The sequence below is a fragment of the Desulfobacterales bacterium genome (genome assembly GCA_029211065.1).
Taxonomy (GTDB): domain Bacteria; phylum Desulfobacterota; class Desulfobacteria; order Desulfobacterales; family JARGFK01; genus JARGFK01.
Genome location: JARGFK010000184.1, coordinates 1 through 5,094 on the forward strand (window position 1 = coordinate 1; position 5,094 = coordinate 5,094).

The window sequence follows — 5,094 nt, forward strand, 5'->3', positions numbered from 1 at the left end:
GGTCAAATCTTCATTCAGCCGCAGCGCCCGGGCAATCGTCCTGGCGATTTGCGCCACCTCCAGGGTATGCGTCAACCGTGTCCGGTAAACAGCCCCCAGCGGGGATAAGAACACCTGGGTTTTGTGCTTTAATCGCCGGAACGCAGTGGAATATACGATTCGGTCGCGATCTACCTGAAAAGCGGTGCGAATGGGACAGGGCTCCTCTTGCTCCCGACGCCCCCGGGAAGCCGTGCTCAGGGATCCATAGGACGCGATAAAATTTTTTTCGCGTTTTTCAAAATCTTCACGAATCGTCATTTTATTTACCCCAATATAACTGAAGGCATTTTGTTATATATTCAAACGCTTTTTATTGAAACAAACAGGTTTTCCGTTTATCATAAAACTTATTTATTTTAAAGAAACTTATCCTGTGTCAAAAGATATGATTCTTTACAATTTGCAAATCTTTTCTTATTTTATAAACGATATTATCTTTTTGACAGGGGCTATTTAAAAAATTTCAGGGCACAATTTCCGGTTCATCTATACCAGGCAGGCGTGAAATCATGGATGGTCATCATCTGATACTGGGAAAACTAACCGATTTTATTACCGGCGAAATCCTGAATGATACCCACGATGAACGCTATCGACAGAAACTGGCGCACCTGCTGGTGGAAAATAAAGGATACGCAAAGACCGATATCATTCCCCGCTGCGAGCTTCTGGTCGCTGCCGGAAAAGACAAACGGGCGCTTATCAAGGTTGATTTCAAAGTAACGTTGTCCGGCAGAGCCTGTATGATTATAAAGTACGGTCCCGGTTCCCTGGTGACCCGGCAGCGTCCGTCCCTGGCCGCCTCAAGGCTGATGGAATCATATCAAATACCTTTCGTTGTCGTTACAAACGGCGAATCCGCCGACATATTAGCCGGTGATTCCGGCAAGGTTATTTCCTCTGGATTAGATGCAATACCTTCAAGAACCGAACTGGGAGACATGACTGCCAATGCACCCTTTGGCAGCATATCTTCACTGCGAACAGAAATGGAGTCCCGCATCCTTTATGCATATGAAGTGGACGGGTGTTGTCCCTGTGACGACAGTGTCTGCCGGCTTTAAACAAATAGGAAACACACATGGATCATATTTATTTTATGCGAAAAGCGCTGGCCCAGGCCAAACAGACACTCGCAATAGGGGAATTTCCCGCAGCCGCGATACTGGTCGGCACCGACGGCATCATCGCTTCCGGCGCCCGGACCGGGACCATTGAAAACCGGTTCAACGAAACCGATCATGCCGAGATGCTGGCGCTCAGAAACATGAACCGGATAAAAGCGTCTTCTCCTGCCGGCGGCCTGACGGCGTACTGCACCCTGGAGCCCTGTCTGATGTGTTTTGGAGCGCTTTTGATCAGCGGCGTTACCAATATCGTATATGCCTATGAAGATGCAATGGGCGGCGGCACCCGCTGTGACCTGTCGCGTCTGCCGCCGCTATACCAGAACATGTCCTTCTCGATTGTCCCGCATATTCTGCGCGCTGACAGCCTGGCGCTTTTCAAGACATATTTTTCAAACCCGCAAACGGTTTATCTGAAAAAAAGTTTTTTAGCGGCCTATACCCTCACCCAGCCGTAATTTGCAACTGCGACGAAGACAGCCTGTTGCCAAAGGAACCTCACTATTCTCCTGTAAAATTGCAGGTATATCAATTCTATAAAATTAGCCCTAATTTTTGGAATAGTACCTTCAAAGGACACCTCGGCCGGCAACCGCTATGGTGCAGTTATTCAGTCTCAGGGTACGAATGGTCTAATTAAGCGACTGACATTGAAGCACCCACTTAACTCGCTATGTTCAATTCAACAGTTTATCATATTTTTCTAACCAAAATTTAAAGCAATCAGCATCGGCTGCCGTTTAGAAATCAAATACTTCTATAGAAATAACTCCGAAGTGGTCTTTTTCGAAAAGCCTGCTTTCTATACGATTTCATCAACACAGGAGGAGTTTCCAATGAGAAAAAATCTGCTGGTCCTTACTTTAGTTCTGATGCTGGGATTTTTGTTCATTTCCACTGGTCACGCCAAGCCTTTTTATGACGGGAAAGTCATCAAGGTCATCGCCTCTACCAAGCCGGGCGGCGGCTATGACTGGTACGCGCGCCTGGTTGCCCAATATATGGAAAAGCACCTTCCCGGCAGTACATTTATCGTTAAAAACGTGCCCGGGGCCGGACATATTATCGGCACCAATGAACTTTATATGTCTAAACCGAATGGCCTGACCATCGGCACGTTTAACCGCGCGGTGGGGCTTCCCCAGGTGGTGGGATTAAAAGGCGTCAAATTTGATTTTGCCAAACTGAACTTTCTGGGATCTCCCTGCAGCGAAACATACGCATACATTGTCAACTCGAAAATGTTTAAGGACATTTATGAGGTCAAAAAACACCCTGACAAAATTCGCCTGGCTTCCACCGGTTTGGGAACGGTATCCTATGTAAACCCCATCATGCTATACCAGGCGTGGGATCAGGATAATTTTGCCATTGCCACCGGGTATTCCGGCGCTGAAATGGAAATGGCGCTGATGCGGGGCGAAGCTGACGGCATCTGGAGCTCCACCGCCAGTCGCCAGGCCATCCTTGAAAGCGGTGAAGGGCGCATTGTGCTGTTTGTGGGAAGAAATAAACCAAAAGGCTATGAGGATGTCCCCCTGATTGAGAATGTGCTGACGGATCCAAAAGACAAACCCATCGTCACCCTGCTCCGGGGGATTCAGCTGGTGGGACGTCCCTTTGCCGCTCCTCCCGGCATCCCTGCCGACCGCCTTAAAATTCTGCAGGAGGCTTTTGAAAAGGCCTGTAAAGATCCTGAGGCCGTCGCGATTGCGGAAAAGGGAGACCGCCCAATGGACTTTGTCACCTGGCAGGATGCCCAGGAATGGGCCGAAGGCATGTTGCAACTGTCTCCTGCCGTGGTCGCCAAACTGAAGGAAGCCTTCGGGATTAAATAATCAGAATGAAACGGGGAAGCCTGTTGTTTCCATCCAAAAGGGTTTCTCCGTTTCATAACGGATACATCCTTTTTCCGATGCTTCCAACCCCCTTGGAACGCAAACAAAAGGGTGGGCCCAACAGGTCCACCCTTTTGTTTTTTTATTTATAGCGGTTGTTAAAAAAACGTTCCGTTATCCCAACGTTTTTTTCTACACCCGCTTATACCGCAATTCATTGTTTCGGTACTTTATTATGGAAAGCGGTATAAATCTCTTTGAATCTTCTCTTGCTGCAGATAAATCTCCCGGATCCGGCTAGTTAAGCACTTTAAAAGATTCAACCGTAATTTCCTTGTTATCACCTTCACCTTTTACCGTGCCGATGACTTCCACTTTTTTGCCGATTTCCATCATCAATTCATTGCCTGTGTCGGTTTCCGCAATGTCAATCGTCTCGTCGGTATCGGTGTCAATTTGATTTTCTCCATTCACAGTCCCGACAAGTTTAACCTTTTCGGCTGCCCCGGCGATACCACCCACCATGACAACCACAACCAGAACCATCAGGCCCACCACTAATTTCATCATGTTTTTCTTCATTCTGTAACCCTCCCCCTTATGAAGCATTTATTGTTAATGTTGCCCGCCGTATTTGTCGACATGAGACCGTTCACCGTCACTACCGAAGTTGCCGAAGTTGTGGTTCAAATTCCCTGTAGAGTTTGAATTTCTTTACCTGGATGACTTTAATACCGTCTTGGGGCTTTACGGTCCCCAGAACTTCCACGTTTTCCCTTATAAACGTTTTAAGTTCTTTACCCCTGCCGTCACTTTCAACATGGTATTCATCTTCGTCGTGGGTTAAAATCGTTATGGCAACAACCCTTCCGTTTTCATCCCATGTTCTCGGCACGACAACACCCTGTATTTTGTGCATATACTCACCCGTATGGCCCTTCTTGCAAAGGACTTTTTCAGTAGCTTTAGAATGCTGAAAAAGTAGAGCAACAGCCGTGCCAAAACCATAACGCTTTGAATTTTATACATATATAATTTTAATGGCCGGATAAAATCAGAACTTCTGATTCCGATAACCGCCCGTAGCCGTCAGGCCCGGTTAAGTGGTTTTCACCAATAAACGAATAACACCATGAAATATATAATAAAAATATAAATCGGAACCGAAAGTTCCGAAGTGATCTCCAAAGAGAATAGTCGGTTCCGATCTGTCATCACTTGCGAAACCGTTGGCCGCTTTGCGTCAACCCGGCCGAATAAATACCCGCCCCAGAAGGGACGGCGTTGGTTATCGTCTATGGGATTTGCTTTGTTTGAATTTGAATTTTAAAAAAGTGAATCGGGCGGGGATCATGTTTTGAAGGGTTCTTTGTGAATGCCATATTTGGTCATTAGTTTATGAAGCTGTCGGGTACTGATTCCTGCTGTCGCAGCAGCCTCATTAATCCTTCCCTTGTGCCGCTCTAATACTTCATTAATATATCGTTTTTCAATATTCGCCAGTTCTTTTTGTCGAACCGCTGCCAGCTTCGGCAGCCGATCGGACGTCCATCCGGTTGAAACCGAAGTCGGCTCGAGAATTTCCCTGGGAAAACTTTTCAATGTCAGCACCGCTGACGCCTCCAGAATGTAGGCGCGCTCCAACAGGTTTTCCAGTTCTCTGATGTTTCCCGCTATGATGGTAAATAAGGGTTGGCATTAATATTGCCCTTATGCCATCAGCGAAAGCATCTTTTCTGGCAAGTCTGGAAATCGAACAATTTTTTTCATTGCCGGACTAATCCGTTCAGTTTTACGCGCTTCAGTTTTCAGGCGCTCATGCACTATAGCCGAATCAATTTTCTCAAAACGTTGCGCTATCGTATGGCAGTCCCCCAACAAGATTTTCATATATTCGGGATTGTCGAGATTCTTAACCAAAGGCGTATCGGAAAGTATAGATCGGATTGTTCGATTCAAAGACACTGCGCCCGATTTTTTGCGATGTCCGCGTTTAAGGTCTCGAAAAAAGCGCTCCAATATATTATTTGTGCGCTGGGGCTGAATGACGATTTTTCCGGTTGACGTCTCTACTGTAATCGGATCAG

General features: G+C 46.7%; 8 protein-coding genes. 3 read left to right on the top strand and 5 right to left on the bottom strand.

From position 1 onward, the window contains the following. A partial coding sequence (locus tag P1P89_22075; protein MDF1594207.1) for a deoxyguanosinetriphosphate triphosphohydrolase occupies nucleotides 1-300 on the bottom strand: 300 nt, incomplete at its 3' end. 251 nt (nucleotides 301-551) lie between these two features. On the opposite strand from P1P89_22075, the gene P1P89_22080 reads away from it, so the two are divergent. From P1P89_22080 to P1P89_22090, 3 genes are all read left to right on the top strand, one after another. Next, complete coding sequence (locus tag P1P89_22080; protein ID MDF1594208.1) at nucleotides 552-1,106, top strand: type I restriction enzyme HsdR N-terminal domain-containing protein; 555 nt, start codon at nucleotides 552-554, stop codon at nucleotides 1,104-1,106. Between the two features lie 17 nt (nucleotides 1,107-1,123). After that, nucleotides 1,124-1,627, top strand: a complete 504-nt coding sequence (locus tag P1P89_22085) for a nucleoside deaminase (GenBank protein ID MDF1594209.1) — start codon at nucleotides 1,124-1,126, stop codon at nucleotides 1,625-1,627. A gap of 378 nt (nucleotides 1,628-2,005) precedes the next feature. Further along, entirely contained in the window at nucleotides 2,006-3,007 is a 1,002-nt protein-coding gene (locus tag P1P89_22090; protein ID MDF1594210.1) for a tripartite tricarboxylate transporter substrate-binding protein, read from the top strand. Nucleotides 3,008-3,304: 297 nt separating this feature from the next. Here the strand turns inward: P1P89_22090 and P1P89_22095 are convergent, their stop codons facing one another. The 4 genes from P1P89_22095 to P1P89_22110 form a co-directional block, all read right to left on the bottom strand. After that, nucleotides 3,305-3,589 carry a hypothetical protein gene (locus tag P1P89_22095; protein ID MDF1594211.1) on the bottom strand — a complete coding sequence of 95 codons (285 nt, stop codon included), beginning with the start codon at nucleotides 3,587-3,589 and terminating at the stop codon, nucleotides 3,305-3,307. A gap of 79 nt (nucleotides 3,590-3,668) precedes the next feature. Continuing rightward, the gene (locus P1P89_22100) at nucleotides 3,669-3,926 is read right to left on the bottom strand and encodes a hypothetical protein (protein MDF1594212.1); all 258 of its coding nucleotides are present in this window, start codon (nucleotides 3,924-3,926) and stop codon (nucleotides 3,669-3,671) included. Nucleotides 3,927-4,357: 431 nt separating this feature from the next. Further along, the gene (locus tag P1P89_22105; GenBank protein ID MDF1594213.1) at nucleotides 4,358-4,651 is read right to left on the bottom strand and encodes a helix-turn-helix domain-containing protein; all 294 of its coding nucleotides are present in this window, start codon (nucleotides 4,649-4,651) and stop codon (nucleotides 4,358-4,360) included. A 66-nt stretch (nucleotides 4,652-4,717) separates the two neighbouring features. Continuing rightward, nucleotides 4,718-5,094: transposase (locus P1P89_22110; GenBank protein ID MDF1594214.1), on the bottom strand; the 377-nt coding region annotated here is incomplete at its 5' end.

What these genes read in the sequence shown, in the direction of transcription:
- P1P89_22080 (MDF1594208.1), top strand. Translation starts at nt 552, where the DNA reads ATGGATGGTCATCATCTGATACTGGGAAAACTAACCGATTTTATTACC.
- P1P89_22085 (MDF1594209.1), top strand. Translation starts at nt 1,124, where the DNA reads ATGGATCATATTTATTTTATGCGAAAAGCGCTGGCCCAGGCCAAACAG.
- P1P89_22090 (MDF1594210.1), top strand. Translation starts at nt 2,006, where the DNA reads ATGAGAAAAAATCTGCTGGTCCTTACTTTAGTTCTGATGCTGGGATTT.
- P1P89_22095 (MDF1594211.1), bottom strand. Translation starts at nt 3,589, where the DNA reads ATGAAGAAAAACATGATGAAATTAGTGGTGGGCCTGATGGTTCTGGTT.
- P1P89_22100 (MDF1594212.1), bottom strand. Translation starts at nt 3,926, where the DNA reads ATGCACAAAATACAGGGTGTTGTCGTGCCGAGAACATGGGATGAAAAC.